Origin of the sequence: Peribacillus simplex, assembly GCF_030123325.1 — a bacterium.
In the GTDB taxonomy this organism is placed as follows: Bacteria; Bacillota; Bacilli; order Bacillales; family DSM-1321; genus Peribacillus; species Peribacillus simplex_D.
This window is the reverse complement of the sequence record NZ_CP126106.1, coordinates 4,593,192-4,612,864: the sequence shown is the minus strand read 5'-3', so window position 1 is coordinate 4,612,864 and position 19,673 is coordinate 4,593,192. Positions and strand designations below refer to the sequence as shown.

Genomic DNA, 19,673 nt, shown 5'->3' with positions numbered 1-19,673 from the left:
ATATTGAAGATTGCTGAATAGTTTGATAGAATAAAATAAATGAAAAAGACTATGTGCAACTGGCGAAACACGGATAACCGTGAGGGAACACATAGTGTCGTAGCCGTTCGCCTGGGCAGAGGTAAGGGATTTTATCCCTTGCCTCTTTCTGTATATTAACAGATAGTGAAGGATTAAAGTATGCAGATTTTCATGGGCTTAAAAATCTTGTCAGTATTTTGAAATTTCAAAACTATCATAATCGAAAGAGGAGCAAACAAAATGAGCACATTACTTTTAGAAAAAGTCAAAACGATCAAAGCGTTAAATAACATTGCCGAAAGCGGGCTGAATGTATTCAATAAAGGCGATTTTAAAGTCGACAATGACAGTGAAAACCCTGATGCGATCGTTCTTCGCAGCTTTAACATGCATACTATGGAATTCGGCGATCAGTTAAAGGCAATCGCAAGGGCAGGGGCTGGAGTCAATAATATTCCGGTCGACAAATGCACCGAGCAAGGAATTGTCGTTTTCAATACACCTGGTGCTAACGCAAACGCTGTAAAAGAAATGGTGCTGACGTCATTAATGGCTTCATCTCGTAACCTTTTTGCAGGTGTGGCTTGGACAAAGACGCTTGAAGGCGAAGGAGAACAAATTCCAAAGCTTGTTGAAGCAGGAAAGAAACAATTCGTTGGTAAAGAAATCAAGGGGAAAACTCTTGGCGTAATCGGTTTAGGTGCGATCGGTGCACTTGTAGCGAATGATGCCCTGGATTTGGACATGGATGTCATTGGGTTTGACCCGTTCATCTCCGTTGATACAGCTTGGAACTTGTCCCGCAATGTACAGCGCGCCATGACGATTGAAGAATTGTTTGCAGAATCTGATTATATTACAGTACACGTTCCATTAACTGACGACACAAGAGGAATGTTTAACCAAGAAACATTCAGCATCATGAAGCCGGGCGTACATATCTTGAATTTCTCACGCGGCGAGCTAGTGAATGAAGAGGATATGCAAGCTGCACTTGAAAGCGGAAAAGTAGGCAAGTTCATTACTGACTTCCCGAATGAAAACGTGTTGAAAATGAAAAATGTCGTTCCAATTCCGCATCTTGGTGCCTCTACGCTTGAATCAGAGGAAAACTGTGCCATCATGGCAGCTCGTCAGTTGAAGAACTTTTTGGAAACAGGGAACATCAAGAACTCTGTGAATTTCCCGAATACTTCCCTTCCTTTTACAGGAAACCGTCGTGTGGCAACTTTCCACGAAAACGTTCCGAACATGGTTGGGCAAATCACACAGGCTATATCAAGCTTTAATTTGAACATCGCTGACATGGTTAACAGAAGCCGTGGGGGATATGCATATACGATCATCGACATTGACGGTGAAGTAAACGGCGATATCATTCCTGGTTTGGAAGAAAAAATCAAACAAATCGAAGGCATCGTTACAACTCGCATTATCTAATTTGAACAGGAAGACTTTCTTGCTCAAATAATAAGTGAAAGCCCCAATTCCCTTACGGAGTTGGGGCTTTTTTTAGGCAATGTTAATGAATTTTGAAAAAAATGTGGTAATCATAACCAAGGGATTACAACGAACCAGCTCAATACATCCAATTGAGGTCAAAACTTCTTCCATCACGAATTGCTAAGCATCGAAATTCTCCAATAAAAAACCTGTCATGGTTTCATATCCGGTTTTTCTTCATAATGTACAAACAACATCAAGTAGAGTGCGAATAGAAGATGCAAATAAAGGGGAATGTTCTTATCGTTTTGAATGACAACAAATATGTAAATTCCATACAGCAAAATTGGAATGGTTAAAAGGATTCTGTGCTTAGTCACATGTCATCCCCCCATTTATCCTCGAATATTAATACATCAAGCACTTGAGCCACTTGAAAATCCTTTTCTGCTAGAACATCTGCTAATTTCATAGTTTCATCCTCCTATTTAACTAAATATTCTGTCATTTCCATTATTACAATAGTATGAAGTACAGGGAAAATGATGTCAATCTATATTCCATTTGTACTCATTTTGAGTTAATGGATTCATAAGTTATCTACCAAAATAACTATCTCATATATATATCTACTTAGTGAGATAGGCAAAATGGTACCCAAAAGGGGAGGCATTGCGGTCAACTTAATGCCAGGGAGCAAAGTGTTGCGAACCTGAATCAATGGAGTCACTGTGTGCCCCTTGCTTACGTTCAATTCAGCGCAGCTAAGTAAAGAATCGTCCTAATGAGATACAGAGACGATTCCTATGCTAAACACCTTTTCTACACAGAATGGATTACCCTATATTGTTCTTCCCCAAAAATTCTGTTGCTGATGAAGGATATTCGATGTTAAAAAAGCTCCAACAGGAGGCAATTGCCCGGTATACGCATTAACGCTAACAGGAAATTGATTCAGAGCTATATCAGTAGTGGCAATCCACGATCCAGTCTCACCTGCTTGCAAAGAGGGAGGCTTCATAAGAAAACGTCCTTGAAGAATGAAATGTCGAATTCCACTCTGTTGATCATCCATTATGGTTAATTTGCCAGAGAAAGTGGCATAAGGTGAATCAAATGCGATTTGTTTGGTGTTTTCATTCCAAAATCCATTAATCGGAATGGGTCTGCCACGAAAATTAATCGTACCCACCACCTTATTATCTATAATGGAGTTAATGGCAAGTTTGCCCCAAATGATCGTTCTGCCAGCAATTGAAGAGTGGATCCCCCATACAGATGGAACTGGAAAGCTAACCGAAGCAGTTCCCTGTGAAGTTACCAATGCTATGCCCTCCCTTAAAGGTTGTGTATGTTCTGAGGAAGATTCCTTGTTTAAAGCAGTATATGCAGCACGGGCAGAATAATTTAATAAACAAAGGTGAAGTACTGTAAATGCATTCTCTCAGGTTCATAAAAAATCCGGTTTTCCATTGAAAACCGGATTTCAAATAAATTTCTTAATGATGATGTTCATGACTTTCTTCTTGTTTCTGCATCCCTTTTTGCAAGAATTTCAATTCACTTTCAGACAGTTTTCCTACGATAAACTGTTTTTGAGGCATAATGATTGAGCCATTGTTACTAGCATGAACTTTTATATAGTATAGGCCATCACTATCAAAGTTTTTACTTAAAGTATAAGTACCGTTTCCCTCTTCTTTAGCTTGTTCCATACTATATTTGAGCGAGCCATCTTGTTTCCATATCTCAAAATGAACATAATCTGCGTTTTCAACCATTTGACCACCTTGAGTAAGAACAGCCTTCATGGTCTCTTGTGTATTAACTGAAAAGGATTCTGGTATAATTATTTCAGCTTCAAGGGGTGTTTCTTCTTTGTATAGATTAGTGACATCCCTTTCAAGTGAACAAGCACTTAGAAATAAGCTGAAAATAAAGATTAAAGTAATACATATATATTTTTTCACGGCAAAAGCCACCCTTTACATTTCAAATTATGCATTCAAAAACTTCTTAACTGCAGAAGTTCTTTTAATAATTAACCAGTCAATTAGCCAAACAACAATAAGAGACAAGCCAACCAAAGGAAACAAAATTCCTAGACCTATTAACAGAAATAAAAAGAAGTTCATGTTCTTTATATTAGGAGCTTTTGGTGCACCTAATCCTTTTTTTGGCTTTCGCTTCCACCATAAATAAAAACCACTAAATGCAACAAGCATAATTCCTAAACATATAAGAAGGCTGATTATTTGGTTAATCAAACCAAATTGAGTCCCTTTATGCAAGGTAATTCCCCAAGCAACTATTTTTCCTATTAAACCGTAATGATCATAACGATAATCAGCTAGAACTGCACCGGAATATTGGTCAATATGTATAGTCGCTTCATCTTGTGCTTTCGGTGGAAAAGCTGACAATGTATAAACGCCATCAGTTTCATTTGGAATATTAATGCTATAACTTGGATGCATACCCTCACGATTCGCTATCGTGACTACATCGTCAATGGACAGTGGGATAAAACCTTGAATATCTGAGATAGGTACATCTAAATTTTCTGCTGCCCAAGGAACATCTGCAATGTCTTTTGTTTTAATTGAGGATGTTGGAGCACTTCCTGTCCATATGGAAGGAGGATACCCAGACCCGGAATTGGTAGCTAACGATTGAAAATTACTTCCCCAAAAACCAGACCAAGGCAATCCTGTCATAATTAAAAATAACATGCCCGCAGTTATCCAAAAGGCAGGTACTGCATGTAAATCTCTTCTGAAAATATTTTTTCCTTTATTTATTCTTGGAAAAAGCACACCAGAAAGACTTAGCTTACTTTTGGGATACCATAAATAAAGACCAGAAACAATTAACACAACTGCCCAGCACGCAGCTAACTCTACAATTCTATCTCCCAAGGTGCCGGCCATCAGTTCACCATGAATTTCCTCGATTTTATCCATAATCTTGTCTTCATCATTTAACTCTCCAATAGATTTACCTGTATACGGATCTATAAAAATGGTAAGAGACTCATTATTAGAAGTGATTCTTACTTCGCTTGAACGAGATGCATTTTCTCCAGGATGGTAATTTGTCACAACTGCATCAGGGTAAAGTTTCTTCACTGCCTCAATCTGCTGGGATGCTGGTATCTTTTCTCCTTGCGGAATAACCTCTTGGTAGTTTTGATAAAGCATCTGTTCAATCTGTGGCTTAAATAAATAGATTGAGCCAGTAACTGCCAGAATAATAAGTAAGGGTGCAAAAATGATTCCAGCGTAAAAATGCCATCTCCATACTGTTCTATACAGAGAGGTGTTTGGTTGTTTAGTTTCCATTTATACAGAACCTCCGAGTAATACTAATAAATTCACCTATAATAGATGATAAAAGAAAATTGTGAGAAAAATATGAAATTTATTAAAAAAAAGAAGTTTGTATTTGTGAAAGATTAAATGGTCATATCGACTAAGAAGAACAACTGTAAATGAGGAGTGAACTTTCAGCAAGAAGTAGAGTAGGAAAGGAATGAAGGGAAATGAGGTAAATACGGCGAAAGTAATCTATAGAAATGTGTTGAAAATAGGAAGATCATCAAGATTTCAATGTACGGATGAACCGATGTTGAAGACAAATGCATGAAGAAAAGCATCACCCTTGAAAAAAGAAATTGTATAAATCGTAAAAAACTTTAAAGGAGTGACGAATATGCATAATATGGATTGTTCCAAAAGGTGTCAGTGTTTTATCGTACCTAACTATATTCTTGAGAATTTGGCACAAAATGAAGTGGAAGAAGCACGGATCAGTTTAGCGAAAAGCCGTCAAATGCGCAGGCGCAGAATTTTTAAAGAATATGATATTGACGGTGTTGTCGCTTTAACGGATGCAGGATCTGAACGTCAAGGTGAATCTGCCCGACATGTTTACGATTGTAAAGGGGGAACGAAACTCCGGCAGAATGAGGCAAGGAAAGAAGGAGATCGATCAAGTGCAGACACTGTTGTTAACGCTGCATACGATTATAGCGGGGTTGTGCGTGACTATTTCAAGGATGTTTTGCACCGTAATTCAATTGATAACAAAGGTCTTGATCTCATTCTGAACGTTCATTATGGGAATAAGTTCACGAATGCCTATTGGGACGGAGATGAAATGGTATTTGGTGACGGCGATGGGGTCATCTTTAGTAATTTTGCCAATTCACTCGATGTAATTGGACACGAACTGACACATGGGGTTACGCAGTTCACAAGTGGATTGGAGTATGTAGGTCAGTCCGGGGCTTTGAACGAACACCTTTCGGATGTGTTTGGAGTTGCCATAAAACAATTTCACTTAAAGCAAACGGCAGGAGATGCCGATTGGTTAATCGGTGCTGATATAATGGGACCAACACTGAAAGGGCAGGCACTCCGTTCGATGAAAGCTCCAGGTACTGCATTTGACAATAAGTTAATGGGTAAAGATATTCAGCCTGATCATATGAGGAACTTCTATAAAGGAGAACGCGATAATCATGGTGTCCATATCAATAGCGGCATACCAAACAAGGCCTTTTATCTAACATCCATGGAAATCGGAACGGACAAGGCGGCTTTGATCTGGTTCAATGCAATGCAGAATTTGTTTGCAACGGCAAATTTCAATCAATTCGTGCAAATTGTCATCAAAGCAGCGCAAAAACTTGTTGATGGCGGAGAAGTGCCTGAAACAGCCATAGGAACAATTGAAAATGCCTTTAAAGCGGTTGGATTGCCTGAGTAGTCATATTCCATGAATAGGAGGCCTCATCTAACATGCATATCAAATTTAGCTGCATAGGGGGATTTGCCAACCTCGACTTGAATTGCCAGATAGATACAGATGAATTGCCGAAAGAGCAAAATGAGGAATTGCAGAACTTAATGAAGACAGCTGACCTTCCTCATGCTGCCGAATGTAAAAAAGTGAAAGCGCAAGGGTTCGACTCGTTTTCATATCAACTGGATATAGCCGATGAAAAGAAGAAGCAGTCTTTCTCGTTTACTGACATAACAGCTCCAGAGGACGTGCGGCCCTTATTGGATTATTTACGGAATTTAGCGATTGAAAAAAAGATGGCAGAATAACCACGTCAAAAGTCTATCATCACGATAGACTTTTTTTGTTATGTCTTAAAACTTCACAAAAATGTCATTTCATTTCACTTTTATATGAATTTTGGCTGCTTGTTCTCTAAATGGACACAAAATAACAAGGAAATAGCGCTCTGAGCAGCAGATTTTAAAAGGAAATTCGAGATTTTTTATAGATTGAGCCAATTAAACAGGCAATGCAGCCACAAAAGGGAACGAATTTTGATACAGGCAAAATCAGATGGATTTTACAAAAAATACATAAAATAGGATAATGGTCGCATGGAGGTGAATGACATATCTGAAAGGAAAGTGCGAGAGACGGAAATAAAAACCCCTAGGTGAGGACGTCCTGGAAGACATCACCTAAGGGCTTGCGAGCAGGAGTATACCTGCCTCTATATCCAGTATACTCCAAAAAAAATGAATAGGGAAATGGGGAGTGAATGGAAGGATGATACGCAAAAACTATTTATTGAATGTGGAGACGGTGGGAATGATGGAGCATTACGATTCCAATGGTGTCGAGATGACCACGGTAGTGGAGGGAGAGAACACATTCCACGTTGCCCAACCGCGACAGGAAATCCTGAATAACACGCTGAACCACTTTGGTTTGGATCTGGATGGCGGACTTGCAGCAGCCAAATCCGTGCTTGGCGGTAAATACAGGCTGCCTGTCTGCATAAACGCCCAGCTGGGAATGGTCTGGTTCTCCTCCCGTTCTTTCCGGAAAAGGGGAGGGATCTGGTTTTCCTACATCCACATTCGCGACTTAGAGGAAATGAACGAAAAAGAAACATTGGTCCACACAAACTATGGACATTGCCTTCCTGTAGACTTAAGCAAAAATCAGCTTGCCTTCAAAAGAGATCAAGCATCCTATTTGCAAACGACCTTCCATGAACGCTCATTGGGCAAAAAGACCTTTTATTACGAACCGGGAAGCGGAATCACCTTTTGCAAAGAACCTGGGGAGGTCCATTACAGGGTGAAAGGAAAGGAATAACATAATTAATGAGACCGCTGAATTGGCGGTCTTTTCTTCGGAATAGATAGAGTGAGAGCAGGTTTAATTTAAAATATGGAAATAAAGTTATTGTGAAAAATGAAACGATACATTATGATTAGTAAAAAGTTAATTTTTAGGAAAGGAAGTACATATTTTGAAACGATTATTTGCTATTTTACTATCTTTTGGACTGGTTTTGGGTCTCTCGTTTGGCGCGAATGATGTTGCCGGTGCCAAAACAAAGGTGAAGACGTATAAAAACTGTACAGCATTGAATAAAGACTACAAAGGAGGCGTAGCTCGTACATCTTCCGTTAAAAATAAAGGAGGAAAAACGAAATACAAACCTCACGTTTCAAAGGCGCTATATGATGCCAATAAAAAAAGCGATCGTGACAAAGACTTGATCGCTTGTGAAAAATAAGGAGTATTCAAAGAGACCTTTTAAATGAAAGGTCTCTTTTTAGATTGGGCCGATTTACATTAATCGTAAGTCTCAGGACGTCCATTACAGGTAAGGGAAGGAATGATGGAAAGACCGCCGAATTGGCGGTCTTTTGTATTTCCAACATATCATTGGTCATTTCTTTGGCGTTCTCGTTTAGTTTTAATGAAATCGATCCAAGTTCTGGGATTTCCGCTCCCGGTACGCGCTTTCCCGCAGGAGACCCGCACCTTCCGTTCCAATCAACTATGTTTTTAAAAATTCCCTTTTTTATCTTTCAAACCGTCCAGAATGTGTATTTTCTCGTTTTATAAGTGCATCACCAAGATCGATCTTGCTCATAAGTCTCTCATGGTCCGAAGGAAAACGTTCTTTAACGTTTGCAACTCCCTCTATTGTTGGGATATTACCATTAGGCACAGGACGTTCTTCGCTTTGAAATCCGGGGTTCAAACTAGGTCTGTCAATTGTAGCGCTGTCATCATTATTATTAGTTGGGTCTCTACGTTCATCAAGGTTCCCGGCATCATTGAATGGATCATTGCTATGATCTTGTGGCATATATTTCACTCCTTCGCTTATATTATCCGCTGATGGCATTAATCTATTCGCACCCTGTACTAATCCCTTATCCGTATAGTAATGAATCCTTTCTTTTCTAATCCGCAACAACACCGCTCATCTTGATTTGTCATCTAGTACGATAGGTACAAAGATTTTTTCATAAAATGATTATAAAAAAATCTTATTGACTTACATTTTATATTGTCTTACAATTTCAATGTAAATAGTCGAAACATTCAATCAAATGAAGGGGGAGCTTTTTTAATGAGCTGATTCACTTCACCATGAAGCATGACAACATCCTGCAGCGTAGACTTTATGTCAATTCGGAAATGACATAAAGTCTTGTCATAATTTCAATATCTGTATGTCGAGAGTTATCAAAGTATTAATGCTTTAGAAAAAATGAAAGCGAATACATTACTCGTGGAATGGAGTGAATAACTTGAAAAATCAATCAAACCTTGCTGAATCCACTGTGATTGTTCCGGAGGTCGTAAGTAAGAAACCAAATTTCATCACGAAGTTCAAAACATCTTATGGTCCGGGGATTCTTGCCGTTTTAACGTGGCTTGGAGCCGGAGATCTGGTGACTTCTTCTGTTGCCGGGGCAGATTATGGATATAGCTTAATGTGGATTCTAGCTCTGTCATTAATCCTTCGTTTTCTTATCGTTAATGTTATCGCCCGGTTCCAGCTATGCAACACAGAGGGGTTAACCATACTTGAAGGATATGGACGCATTCATCCGTTTTTCGGTTACTTCATGTTTGGCTATGCACTAATAATGGGTCATCTTTTTAATGCCTATATGATTAAGGGAGCGGGAGAGGTATTATCGACCCTATTCCATGTTAATCAGCCATTCTTAGCTTCAATGGTAGTTGTGGGATTAGTTTTTATGCTTATTGGCAGGAATATTTATAATAGAATTGAAAGTGTCATGAAAGTGCTTTTGGCGTTATTGACCATTGCCTTCTTGTTCCTGGCCATTCAAGCAACACCGGATGCGGGGCAAATCATTAAGGGAACGGTTGGTTTTAGCATTCCAAGTGATACTGGCGTTCATGGAGCATTATTGGTGGCGATTTCAATTATCGGTGCAGTGGCAGGGTCGATTTCGAACTTTGTTCATCCATATTTCATGAAGGAAAAGGGCTGGACGAAACCGAGTCATGTAAAGGTTCAAAGAAATGATTTGCTGTTTGCCATCGCAGTTTGCATCGTGATTAATTTGGCCATTTGGGTTGTCGGGGCAGAAATTTTAAAACCGAATGGAATTCATGTGGAAACGATTGATGACTTGGCAATGGCATTACAAATGTCGTTAGGCCAATTTGGCTGGTACATTTTCTATCTTGGTGTATTTGGCGTATTGTTCGCGAGTGTAGTGGGCAAGTCAACTGGTTTTCCTAGATTGATAGTAGATGCCTTTTACGTAATAAATAAGGATCGTCGCGAAAAGTACAATGGCAAATATGAAAAAGATCCAATGTATAAATGGGTTATGATTTTTGTATTGGTTACCCCGATCATTTGGTCCATTCCCGGCATGCCTGGTTTCATCGCATTGACAATCGGCGTAAATGCAATAAACATCATCGGTTTTCCGGTTATCGCAATTGGGATGCTGGTGCTATCAAATAAAAAAAGCTTGATGGGAAAATATAAAAACAATTGGTTCGAAAATATCATTCTATCTTTAGCTTCCATTTTAGCGGTTTGGTCCGCCATTCAATTAGCTACAACCTTTTTTTAAATAATGGTAGATTATAGGTAGAGGTATTTCAAAATACATGTGTCTGCATTTGATCCCGGTGGGGTCCTACTTTATTGGAAATGAGGGTATCAATGATGAAACCGAAAGTAATCATCTATAAGAAAGTGGATCAAGAAGTGTTGGATTATGTTCGCGAGACTTGTGATGTCGTTTATTTTGAAGGTCTTGACTCACAAAAATACCCTGAATTTCTTCAAGAGCTGAAGAACGCACAAGGTATATTAGGTTCAGGATTAAAGGTGGATAAAACTTTACTGGACCAAGCACCGCAATTAAAAATCGTCTGTAACTCATCAGTTGGTTACGACAATCTGGATATAACCGAGTTGTCCAATCGCGGAATCCTGGCCACGAACACTCCAGAGGTATTGAATGAGACAGTCGCAGATACGATTATGGGCTTGATGCTGTCCACAGCGAGAAGAATGCCAGAGATGGATCAAATGGTAAAGTCAGGGCAATGGACATCGAATATCGGAGAAAAATCATTTGGGTTGGACGTCCATCATAAAGTATTAGGGATTATCGGGATGGGCGGAATAGGCTCTGCCGTTTCAAAAAGGGCCCGTTTTGGATTCGATATGAACATCCTCTATCACAACAGATCTAGAAACGAAGAAGCAGAACAAAAGTATGGAGCTGCATACTGTTCCCTGGAAGAACTGTTAAAGCAATCTGATTTTGTCTGCTTGATGACACCGCTGACTCCCCAAACTGAAAAGATGATGGGGGAAAAAGAATTCAAGCTCATGAAAGAGACCGCCATCTTCATCAACTGTTCAAGAGGGAAAACCGTTGATGAAGAAGCCTTGATCACTGCGCTAAAAAATGGTGAAATTCACGCGGCAGGACTGGATGTCTTTGTACAAGAGCCCGTCCAGGAAGACAATCCATTGCTTTCGATGAAGAATGTCGTCACTTTGCCTCATATCGGTTCCGCAACATATGAAACCCGCCTAAAAATGGCGATGCTGGCAGCAACCAACCTTGTAGCCGGATTGCAGGGAGAAACTCCGCCTACCTTGATTAAAGCTGGTGTAAAGGTGAAGTGATTTCTTTAACAGCATTTATAAATTAGGCTCGTTTCGTAAAGATTGTTGTTTTTAAAACGAAACGATTTAAGGTTGATTGGAACGGATTGCGAGACTCCTGCGGGAGCAGCGGGACAGGTGAGACCCCACAGGCGTTTACGCCGAGGAGGCTCACCGCCCGCCCCGCGGAAAGCGAGCATCTGGAGAGGAAATCAACCACACCGCTTTACTTGGTAAATAGCAACAAAGTATGCGAAAACAGCCATAAATTAAGATGGATGGCCTTATTTGGGGCTATCCATTTTTTGATATCGAGTATGATTACTTCTTCTGCAAAACAAACAAGCCCTCTCTATAAAGAAGGGCTTCAAGCTGTAGATTCTCAATACGTACGTTATGATTTATATGGATATAGTTTATGCTACGTCTGATTGTTTAATGGAATCAGCATAATGGTTTGCTTTTTCCTGATCAAATTCACCTTCTGCCTTCGAAATGACAATAGCCGCTAATGAGTTCCCCACGACATTAACCGCTGATCTCCCCATATCCAAAATTCGATCGATACCGGCAATGAACGCAACACCTTCCACCGGCAGTCCCATAGAACCAAGTGTCGTTAAAATAACAACAAATGACGCACCCGGAACGCCAGCTATTCCTTTTGACGTTAACATCAATACTAGTAACAAAGTAATCTGTTCTGTAATGGATAGATCAATTCCATACATTTGTGCCACGAAAAGCGAAGCTAGCGCTTGATAAATCGTTGAGCCGTCCAAATTAAAGGTATAGCCTGTTGGAATAACAAATGAAGTAATGGATTTCGGGCAGCCAAACTTCTCCATTTTGTCCATAAGCCTTGGTAATACCGACTCTGAGCTTGCTGTTGTAAAGGCCAAAATCAGTTCATCCTTTAACACTTTCAGGATAACAAAAATGCTTGTACCGGACATTTTCGCTATAATTCCAAGAATGACGAACACGAAGAATACCATCGTCACATAAACAGCAACTACTAAGTTCCCTAAAGGTATTAATGTTGCGACACCAAATTTGGCAACTGTTACACCAATGAGTGCAAACACACCAAAGGGGGCAAATTTCATGACTAGATTCGTCACCCAAAACATGACTTCTAACACACCTTCAAAGAATCCAAGAATAGGCTTTCCTTTTTCTCCTATCGCAGCCACACCTAAGCCGAATAAAACGGAAAAGAAGATAATCGGTAATAAATCCGCTTGAGCCATTGATTCAAATACATTTTGAGGAACAATATGAGAAATTGTTTCCCCAAAGCCACTGCTTCCAGCCTCCTTTGTTGTTTCTTCATATTTTGAAATATCACTTTTTTCAAGGTTGCTTGTATCTAAGCCAGCCCCCGGGTGGAACAAGTTTGCCGCCAGTATTCCAATAACAATGGCAATTGTGGTGACAATCTCAAAATAAAGAAGAGTCTTCCCGCCTAATTTTCCTAGTTTTTTAATATCGCCCACTCCCGCTATCGAGACCACTAATGCAGCCATGACAATCGGGATGACAATCATTTTAATTAAATGAATGAAGATATCGCCAATCGGCTCCATAATGGCCATGGCTGTTTCATTGCCATGGAATAAAGCACCGACACCGATACCTAGTACAAGTGCAACAAAAATTTGTGTAGCTAATCCAAACTTTTTCATTTTAATCCCCCTATGCAGTTTATTTGTTAGCGCTTTCAATTTTCAGATTATTTTAAGTTTATGATCAGCCTACCAGAACCTACTGAAACCTACTGATATTTACAAGTGATAAAAAAATAAAAATTTCAGTTAAAACCCCTCTCTCTTTTTTAGCATTTCATGTGTTATGTTTTTATAAAGTGACTGGGGAGGGACCGTGTTGAAAAAGAGTATAAGGATATTATTATTGATTATGATTGCGGTGCCTCTTGCGGGTGAATTCAAGTTTTATCCATTCGACGGTACATTCCGGGTCAGTTTGGGAACTCCCGTCTTTTTCTTGTTTTTGCTATGGGGGAGGGGGATCCACCCGATTATTGCAGGCATTTTAACGGGGATGAGTGTGTTTATTTTTCGTTTTTCACTGGCTGTCGGAATGCGGGACATATCTGTTGAGGAAGCGATGTATCTTCATTTTCCCGCCTTTTTCTATTATTTCATTTACGCGTTCGCATTTCATAAGACTAAATTGAACGAACGCCACGATCAGCCTTTTATGATTGGGCTTTTAGGGGTATTGATCGAGCTTATTGCAAGTGTATCCGAAATGGCCATCCGTTCCTTCTTGGCGAATCAGGACACACCCTTGCTAGCCATCGACCAACTCGTTTTAATCGCCTTTATTCGAAGCTTTTTCGTTCTCGGCTTCTTTAATATATTAAAGCTGAGAGAAGCAAAATTCGCAGAAGCGGAGCAGCGGATGCAAAAGGAACAAATGCTGCTTTTCATTTCAAGTTTGTATGAAGAATCGGTTCAACTGAAGAAAACGATGCAACATGCGGAAGAAATCACCCGCACTTGTTATGACTTTTACCGTCGATTAAAATCAGGGGGGACTAACGGAAGCGATGCGCAAACGGCGTTGCAGATTGCCGGTCTCGTGCATGAAATCAAAAAAGATAACCAGCGGATTTATGCGGGGCTATCGGAACTCATGTCTTCCGAAAACCTGAAGGAATACATGAATATCGAAGAGCTTGGAAACATCATGATCGTGTCCAATAGACGATATGCCGAGTCCCTTCTCAAAGATATTTCCTTTTCCTTGCATATAGATGGTGACCATCCGCCCTACCATGTTTATATGGTATTATCATTAATAAATAATTTATTGGCAAATAGCGTGGAAGCCATCAAAGATGAGGGATACGTATCACTGCAAGTGAAAAGGAAAGGTCAATTCGCGGAGTTTTGCATCAGTGACAATGGCCCCGGTATTGCACCCAAGCAGAAGGAAGTCATTTTTACAGCAGGATACACAAAGAAATTCGATGAGGCAGGAAACCCTTCGACAGGAATCGGGTTATCGTATGTGAAACAAACTGTTGAAAAATTTGGAGGACAAATCAGGTTAATGAATAACTATAAAGATACCGTATTCATCGTAGAACTTCCGATTGATGCGATTATGGAGAAAGGATTAACGAGATGAATTATTTCATTATAGATGACGATCCTGCCATTCGAGGAATGCTGACAGAGATGATTGAAGATGAAGATTTAGGTAAAGTTGTGGGAGAAGCAGAAGACGGATCGGCAGTGAATAATGGATTACTGTCTTTTAAAAAAGCAGACATTGTCCTAATTGATTTGCTCATGCCAATTAGGGACGGAATTGAAACGATCAGAGCCCTTGCTGATGGATTTCAAGGAAAGTTTGTGATGATTTCGCAAGTGGAATCGAAAGAACTGATAGGAGAGGCGTATAGATTAGGGGCGGAATACTACATTACAAAACCGCTGAACCAAGTTGAAATTTCATGCATATTAAACAAAGTGAGCGAGCGAATACTGGTGGATCAATCGATCCAGGGCATTCAAAAATCGTTGAACGTGTTTACGGGCCGCCCGAAGTCTTCGAAAGTGTCCTCCTCTCATACAAAAAATATCATGGAAGCCGGACGTTCCTTAATTTCCGATTTAGGTATGATTGGCGAAGGGGGAAGCGAGGATTTACTAAACATTTTAGGATTCCTTCAAAATGAAAAGCGAAGACTCGGTTCCGCCTATACGTTTCCATATTTAAAGGACATTTTTGCGGGTATTGCCGCTGAAAAGCTGGGAGATCAAGCGAAAGAGGCCGAAATCCAGAAAGAAATGAAAGCCTCTGAGCAGCGTGTCCGCCGCGCTCTTAACCAGGCCCTCATCCATATCGCTTCATTAGGATTGACGGATTATATGAATCCAAAATTCGAAGCCTATTCATCCACATTTTTTGATTTCTCGGAAGTCCGCAAAAAAATGCTGGAGCTAGAAGACAAAAGCAAAAAAGTAAGCAGCCAGAGCCGTAATAACATGAAAAAGTTTATCCAAGTGCTGTTTATGGAAGCAAGACAGATGATGAAATAATAAACCAGAAACACAAGTTGAATAGATTGAAAATTCACAAAAACAATATTTTTCAATGGAAGAAACAAAAAGACAAATCCGTTTATATGGATTTGTCTTTATCGCTTTTTCTTCGTATTTTTTAATGGCTCTTTTCGTAAAGATAGTTGTTTTTAAAACGAAACGATTTAAGGTTGATTGGAGCGGAAGTGCGAGACTCCTGCGGGAGTAGCGGGACAGGTGAGACCCCACAGGCCTTCACGCCGAGGAGGCTCACCGCCCGCCCCGCGGAAAGCGAGCATCTGGAGGGGAAATCAACCACACCGCATTACTTGGTAAATAGCAACAAAGTATGCGAAAACAGCCTTTTTAATAAACGGTACGACCTTCTTTCAAATCTAAAGAAAGAAGATAAAAAAGTTCATTCGTTCCTAATAGTTGATTAATTCCATCGCTCTAACTTTGGGATGCCCCTAGTAAAAAACTTAGCAATAAATTTAGGCATTTTCATATTTTCCATCATATGATTTTGAACAAATTTTTGCATTTCCATCGCAGTGATATTTTGAGTGAATTCACCATTCATATAACAATGACTGCAATATTTAGTGCTTTTACTGCCATCTTTTTCAGTTCCTCCACCTAGTTCATCCTTAGATAGCGGCATTCCACAACTCTGACATGCTTTATATTTTTTCATTATAAATTCTCCTACAAAAAGTTTTATCCTAAACATTATCCAACAAACAATATGAAGTCAAGTCAATATGAATCACACCGTTGATGTGGGCGTTTCGGCTATTATGAAAGGCAGGACTAGCGAGGCATTCAGGTTTTCAAATAGTCATAAAAATAACCAGTCAAGCTACTCGCTCAACTGGTTTTGGGTTAAAATGTTAAATTAGAGTTTTAAATGACGATTTATTATGGCAACTGTTTTGCAATTTACATTGATATCATTCAGAAATTGTGATAAATTAGTATAGAAACACATTTACCGATACACAAGAACAGTTTACCCCTTACTATAAGTATAAGGTAAAACTCACCTCTAGTCAACCCCTATTTTTATTTTTTGAAGGAGTGTCTGATATGAACGATGAAATTCGGCAGGAGCAAGAGCGTTTGGATGAGGTGATGGAAACCATTACGAAACAAATCGGCAAAATTGAAGGTGAAACTTCCCAGCGCAGAAAAGAAGTTGTTAATATCCGTAAACACTTTTGGGATGACCTCAAGGTTAATATGGATACTTTCGATGATTACCTCGAGACCATCATTGGCTTAAGGCAGCAGGCTCAAGCTCTTTCACAAAGCGAAGGCGCACATAGATATTCCTTCAAGAGGTTGTCTACACTGCGCCGCATGCAGGAAGTGCCTTATTTCGGCCGGATCGATATCACTGAAGAAGGGTCTGCCCTTACGGAACATATTTATATTGGAACCTCCACCCTTACTGATACAACAGGAGAAAACTTCATTGTCTACGATTGGAGGGCCCCGATTTCGAGTGTTTATTATGACTATCCTCCCGGTCCAGTAGAATACTCTACTCCCGGAGGCGTAATTTCTGGGATGCTGGAGAAAAAGTGGCAATATATCATCAAGGGAGGCGTTATCGAATCAATGTTCGATACGAGTCTCACCATTGGAGATGAGATACTGCAGCAGGTGCTTGGTAAGGGAACGGATAAGCATATGCACAGTATTGTGGCCACCATTCAACGGGAGCAAAACAGGATCATCCGGAACGATCGCGGACGTCTGCTCATTGTTCAAGGTGCCGCTGGCAGCGGCAAGACATCAGCTGCCCTCCAACGGATCGCTTATTTGCTCTACAAGAATAGGGAATGGCTTAAAGCCGACCAAATCATTTTATTCTCTCCTAACTCAATGTTTAATAACTACGTATCCAATGTGTTGCCCGAACTTGGCGAAGAGAATATGCAGCAGGTCACATTCCAGGAATACTTGGATCATCGTCTGACTGACTCGTATCAAGTGGAGGATCCTTATGATCAATTGGAATTTTTGTTGACTGCAGCGGATGATCCTTCCTATGGCACCAGGACAGCGAGCATCCAATTTAAGGCATCGATTCGCTTCTTTGAAATCATCAAAACATACAGGCAATCACTGGAACGATCTGGAATGATCTTTAGAGGGTTAAAGTTCCGGGGGGAAACGCTCGTCTCGGCCAAACAAATCTCGGAAAGATTTTATAACACAGACACCCCCTTACGTTTTCACAATAGGGTTGAAAAGTTGAAAGAGTGGTTATGTGAGATTCTTGATGAAACGGAAAAGTCTGAGTTGGAAAAACCTTGGGTCCAGGAGGAAATCGAGTACCTTAGCAAAGAAGACTATCAAAAGGTATACAACCACTTAGAGAAAAAACGCGGCCGTACTGAAGATTCCTTTGATGATTATGAGATAGAGCATAAAATGCTTGCGCGTATGATTGTTCGCAAGAAATTGAAGACGTTACGCAAACGGGTAAAAGCACTTCATTTTATCAATATTAAGCAAATATACAAGCAACTCTTTGACGAACAAATACGGAATGAACTGTGGAATGATGGTGAAACACCTGTCGAAAGGGATATATGTTCATCAACGCAAAAAATGCTGGACGAAGGTGAACTGCATTACGAAGACGCGACTCCATTTTTGCTGCTGAAGGAGCTAATTGTAGGGTTTCAGACGAATACTTCTATAAAATACGTGCTTGTGGACGAAGCACAGGATTATTCTCCATTTCAATTCGAGTTCTTGAAACGGTTGTTTCCTTCTGCAAGGATGACCGTCCTCGGTGACTTTAACCAGGCAATATTTGCACATGCCAGCGAACGGGTGGATTTCCAGACTCTTACCAGTTTATACGGGATAAGTGAAACCGAGAGTATAACCTTGGATCAAAGCTACAGATCCACAAAGCAGATTATAGAATTTACACGTGAACTAGTTCCTGAAGGCCATCGAATTAAGGCATTCGAACGTGAAGGCGAGAAGCCAGTACTGACTCAAGTGTCCAGCCGAGATGAATTGCACCGCAAAATCGTGGCTAAAGTCAAGGACTTTCAAAGCCGTGATTATAATACCATCGCAATAATATGTAAATCCGCTGCCGAAAGTGCCGCTGCATACGATGCCCTTAGTATCCACGGTGAAATTAAACTCGTACAGAAAGGCACAAATGAATATGAACAGGGTGTTGTTGTCATCCCAGCTTATTTGGCCAAGGGCATCGAATTTGATGCTGTCATCATTTATGATGCATCTGTGCAAACATACGGTGATGAGAGCCTGCGAAGATTGTTCTATACCGCATGTACCAGGGCTATGCATAACTTACATTTATATGCGGTCGGCGAACCGAGTCCTTTCTTGCAAAACGATGCAACGAAGCGTTTCCTTCTGACAGATTAACGCTTCCTTTTTTCTCCTTTCATTTTATTGTTCTTTTATCAAATACTATAAAAGAATCTTTAGAAAAGGAGGAGAGGATTTGACTAACGAGAAAGAAAACAGATCCGTAAGACTCGATGGGGTGAACACGGGAGGAAGCCAGACGACTGGTGAATCAGCAACTCAATCAGTTAATGATGGTCATTATCATTATCCAGGGCCCGTGGAAGAGGGCTATAGCGGAAATACAGGAAGAGCGGTACAGCCTGCCGGGAAAAAAAATCCCGATATTCCTCAGAACAAGGACACATTCAATTACACTCGTCTTTTAAAGTAGGTCCTTCCAACAAACAGCTGTTTTGAAACCTGTGTAGACTTTAGTTCTATGCAGGTTTTTTATTGGGGGGATCTTTATAGAAACGACCTCGTTTTTAATTTATAACAGTTCGGACATAATATACTTGGAGGTGAAGGAAATGAGTAAAAAGACAGGAAGAGGTCGCATCGCACCAAGTGTTAACCCGCAGGGACACGGAAAAGATGTGGAATTCTCCACTGAGCCAAAAAGCGACCTTGAAAACAAGGCAAAAAAGTCCAATACAAAATAAGCGCATTGGGCAAAATATAGTCATACTTCATAAAGAATGCCCTTCTCATATCGAGAGGGGCTTTTATAATCTAGGCTGTTTTCGCATACTTTTTTGCCATTTTACCAAGTAATGTGGTGTGGTTGATTTCCCCTCCAGATGCTCGCTTTCCGCGGGGCGGGCGGTGAGCCTCCTCGGCGTAAACGC

19 protein-coding genes and 1 riboswitch are annotated in these 19,673 nt (G+C 40.2%); of the genes, 12 read left to right on the top strand and 7 right to left on the bottom strand.

The window, feature by feature from the left end; all coding sequences use genetic code 11:
• The first annotated feature begins 45 nt into the window (after positions 1 to 45).
• A riboswitch (ZMP/ZTP riboswitch) is annotated at positions 46 to 124 on the top strand.
• A 137-nt stretch (positions 125 to 261) separates the two neighbouring features.
• Complete coding sequence (locus QNH43_RS21945) at positions 262 to 1,461, top strand: phosphoglycerate dehydrogenase (RefSeq protein WP_283915665.1); 1,200 nt, start codon at positions 262 to 264, stop codon at positions 1,459 to 1,461.
• A 215-nt stretch (positions 1,462 to 1,676) separates the two neighbouring features.
• On the opposite strand, the gene QNH43_RS21940 is transcribed toward QNH43_RS21945, so the two are convergent.
• The 4 genes from QNH43_RS21940 to QNH43_RS21925 form a co-directional block, all read right to left on the bottom strand.
• A complete protein-coding gene (locus QNH43_RS21940) occupies positions 1,677 to 1,844 on the bottom strand; it encodes a hypothetical protein (RefSeq protein WP_283915664.1) in 168 nt (55 codons plus the stop codon).
• A 461-nt stretch (positions 1,845 to 2,305) separates the two neighbouring features.
• The gene (locus QNH43_RS21935) at positions 2,306 to 2,788 is read right to left on the bottom strand and encodes a hypothetical protein (RefSeq protein ID WP_283915663.1); all 483 of its coding nucleotides are present in this window, start codon (positions 2,786 to 2,788) and stop codon (positions 2,306 to 2,308) included.
• A 175-nt stretch (positions 2,789 to 2,963) separates the two neighbouring features.
• Positions 2,964 to 3,434 carry a FixH family protein gene (locus tag QNH43_RS21930; protein WP_283915662.1) on the bottom strand — a complete coding sequence of 157 codons (471 nt, stop codon included), beginning with the start codon at positions 3,432 to 3,434 and terminating at the stop codon, positions 2,964 to 2,966.
• 27 nt (positions 3,435 to 3,461) lie between these two features.
• Positions 3,462 to 4,805 (bottom strand): PepSY-associated TM helix domain-containing protein, encoded by a 1,344-nt coding sequence (locus QNH43_RS21925; RefSeq protein WP_283915661.1) that lies wholly within the window; start codon positions 4,803 to 4,805, stop codon positions 3,462 to 3,464.
• Between the two features lie 370 nt (positions 4,806 to 5,175).
• Between QNH43_RS21925 and QNH43_RS21920 the strand changes: the two genes are divergently transcribed.
• From QNH43_RS21920 to QNH43_RS21905, 4 genes are all read left to right on the top strand, one after another.
• A complete protein-coding gene (locus tag QNH43_RS21920) occupies positions 5,176 to 6,234 on the top strand; it encodes a M4 family metallopeptidase (RefSeq protein ID WP_283915660.1) in 1,059 nt (352 codons plus the stop codon).
• A 32-nt stretch (positions 6,235 to 6,266) separates the two neighbouring features.
• Positions 6,267 to 6,578 carry a protealysin inhibitor emfourin gene (locus QNH43_RS21915; RefSeq protein ID WP_283915659.1) on the top strand — a complete coding sequence of 104 codons (312 nt, stop codon included), beginning with the start codon at positions 6,267 to 6,269 and terminating at the stop codon, positions 6,576 to 6,578.
• A 460-nt stretch (positions 6,579 to 7,038) separates the two neighbouring features.
• Complete coding sequence (locus tag QNH43_RS21910) at positions 7,039 to 7,593, top strand: competence protein ComK (RefSeq protein ID WP_283915658.1); 555 nt, start codon at positions 7,039 to 7,041, stop codon at positions 7,591 to 7,593.
• Between the two features lie 157 nt (positions 7,594 to 7,750).
• The gene (locus QNH43_RS21905; RefSeq protein ID WP_098370146.1) at positions 7,751 to 8,020 is read left to right on the top strand and encodes an excalibur calcium-binding domain-containing protein; all 270 of its coding nucleotides are present in this window, start codon (positions 7,751 to 7,753) and stop codon (positions 8,018 to 8,020) included.
• A gap of 291 nt (positions 8,021 to 8,311) precedes the next feature.
• On the opposite strand, the gene QNH43_RS21900 is transcribed toward QNH43_RS21905, so the two are convergent.
• Positions 8,312 to 8,713 carry a hypothetical protein gene (locus tag QNH43_RS21900; RefSeq protein WP_283915657.1) on the bottom strand — a complete coding sequence of 134 codons (402 nt, stop codon included), beginning with the start codon at positions 8,711 to 8,713 and terminating at the stop codon, positions 8,312 to 8,314.
• 337 nt (positions 8,714 to 9,050) lie between these two features.
• Between QNH43_RS21900 and QNH43_RS21895 the strand changes: the two genes are divergently transcribed.
• Together QNH43_RS21895 and QNH43_RS21890 are read left to right on the top strand one after the other, a co-directional pair.
• A complete protein-coding gene (locus tag QNH43_RS21895; RefSeq protein ID WP_076364046.1) occupies positions 9,051 to 10,364 on the top strand; it encodes an Nramp family divalent metal transporter in 1,314 nt (437 codons plus the stop codon).
• Between the two features lie 95 nt (positions 10,365 to 10,459).
• Positions 10,460 to 11,437 carry a 2-hydroxyacid dehydrogenase gene (locus tag QNH43_RS21890; RefSeq protein WP_283918422.1) on the top strand — a complete coding sequence of 326 codons (978 nt, stop codon included), beginning with the start codon at positions 10,460 to 10,462 and terminating at the stop codon, positions 11,435 to 11,437.
• Between the two features lie 395 nt (positions 11,438 to 11,832).
• On the opposite strand, the gene QNH43_RS21885 is transcribed toward QNH43_RS21890, so the two are convergent.
• The gene (locus QNH43_RS21885) at positions 11,833 to 13,104 is read right to left on the bottom strand and encodes a cation:dicarboxylate symporter family transporter (protein ID WP_283915656.1); all 1,272 of its coding nucleotides are present in this window, start codon (positions 13,102 to 13,104) and stop codon (positions 11,833 to 11,835) included.
• A 199-nt stretch (positions 13,105 to 13,303) separates the two neighbouring features.
• Here QNH43_RS21885 and QNH43_RS21880 point away from each other — a divergent pair, with 199 nt between their 5' ends.
• Both QNH43_RS21880 and QNH43_RS21875 read left to right on the top strand, forming a co-directional pair.
• Positions 13,304 to 14,575: a sensor histidine kinase gene (locus tag QNH43_RS21880; RefSeq protein WP_283915655.1), complete on the top strand. Its 1,272-nt coding sequence runs from the start codon at positions 13,304 to 13,306 to the stop codon at positions 14,573 to 14,575.
• Positions 14,572 to 15,492, top strand: a complete 921-nt coding sequence (locus QNH43_RS21875; RefSeq protein ID WP_283915654.1) for a response regulator — start codon at positions 14,572 to 14,574, stop codon at positions 15,490 to 15,492. Before QNH43_RS21880 ends, QNH43_RS21875 begins: the two co-directional genes overlap by 4 nt.
• Before the next feature lie 421 nt (positions 15,493 to 15,913).
• Here the strand turns inward: QNH43_RS21875 and QNH43_RS21870 are convergent, their stop codons facing one another.
• On the bottom strand, positions 15,914 to 16,171 hold the full coding sequence (locus QNH43_RS21870) for a zinc ribbon domain-containing protein (RefSeq protein ID WP_283915653.1): 258 nt from the start codon (positions 16,169 to 16,171) through the stop codon (positions 15,914 to 15,916).
• 392 nt (positions 16,172 to 16,563) lie between these two features.
• Between QNH43_RS21870 and helD the strand changes: the two genes are divergently transcribed.
• The 3 genes from helD (at position 16,564) to sspL (ending at position 19,487) form a co-directional block, all read left to right on the top strand.
• Positions 16,564 to 18,900 (top strand): RNA polymerase recycling motor HelD, encoded by a 2,337-nt coding sequence (gene helD, locus QNH43_RS21865; RefSeq protein WP_283915652.1) that lies wholly within the window; start codon positions 16,564 to 16,566, stop codon positions 18,898 to 18,900.
• A gap of 79 nt (positions 18,901 to 18,979) precedes the next feature.
• A complete protein-coding gene (locus QNH43_RS21860) occupies positions 18,980 to 19,216 on the top strand; it encodes a hypothetical protein (RefSeq protein ID WP_283915651.1) in 237 nt (78 codons plus the stop codon).
• Positions 19,217 to 19,355: 139 nt separating this feature from the next.
• Positions 19,356 to 19,487 carry a small, acid-soluble spore protein L gene (gene sspL, locus QNH43_RS21855; RefSeq protein ID WP_034304091.1) on the top strand — a complete coding sequence of 44 codons (132 nt, stop codon included), beginning with the start codon at positions 19,356 to 19,358 and terminating at the stop codon, positions 19,485 to 19,487.
• The last annotated feature ends 186 nt before the right edge of the window (positions 19,488 to 19,673 follow it).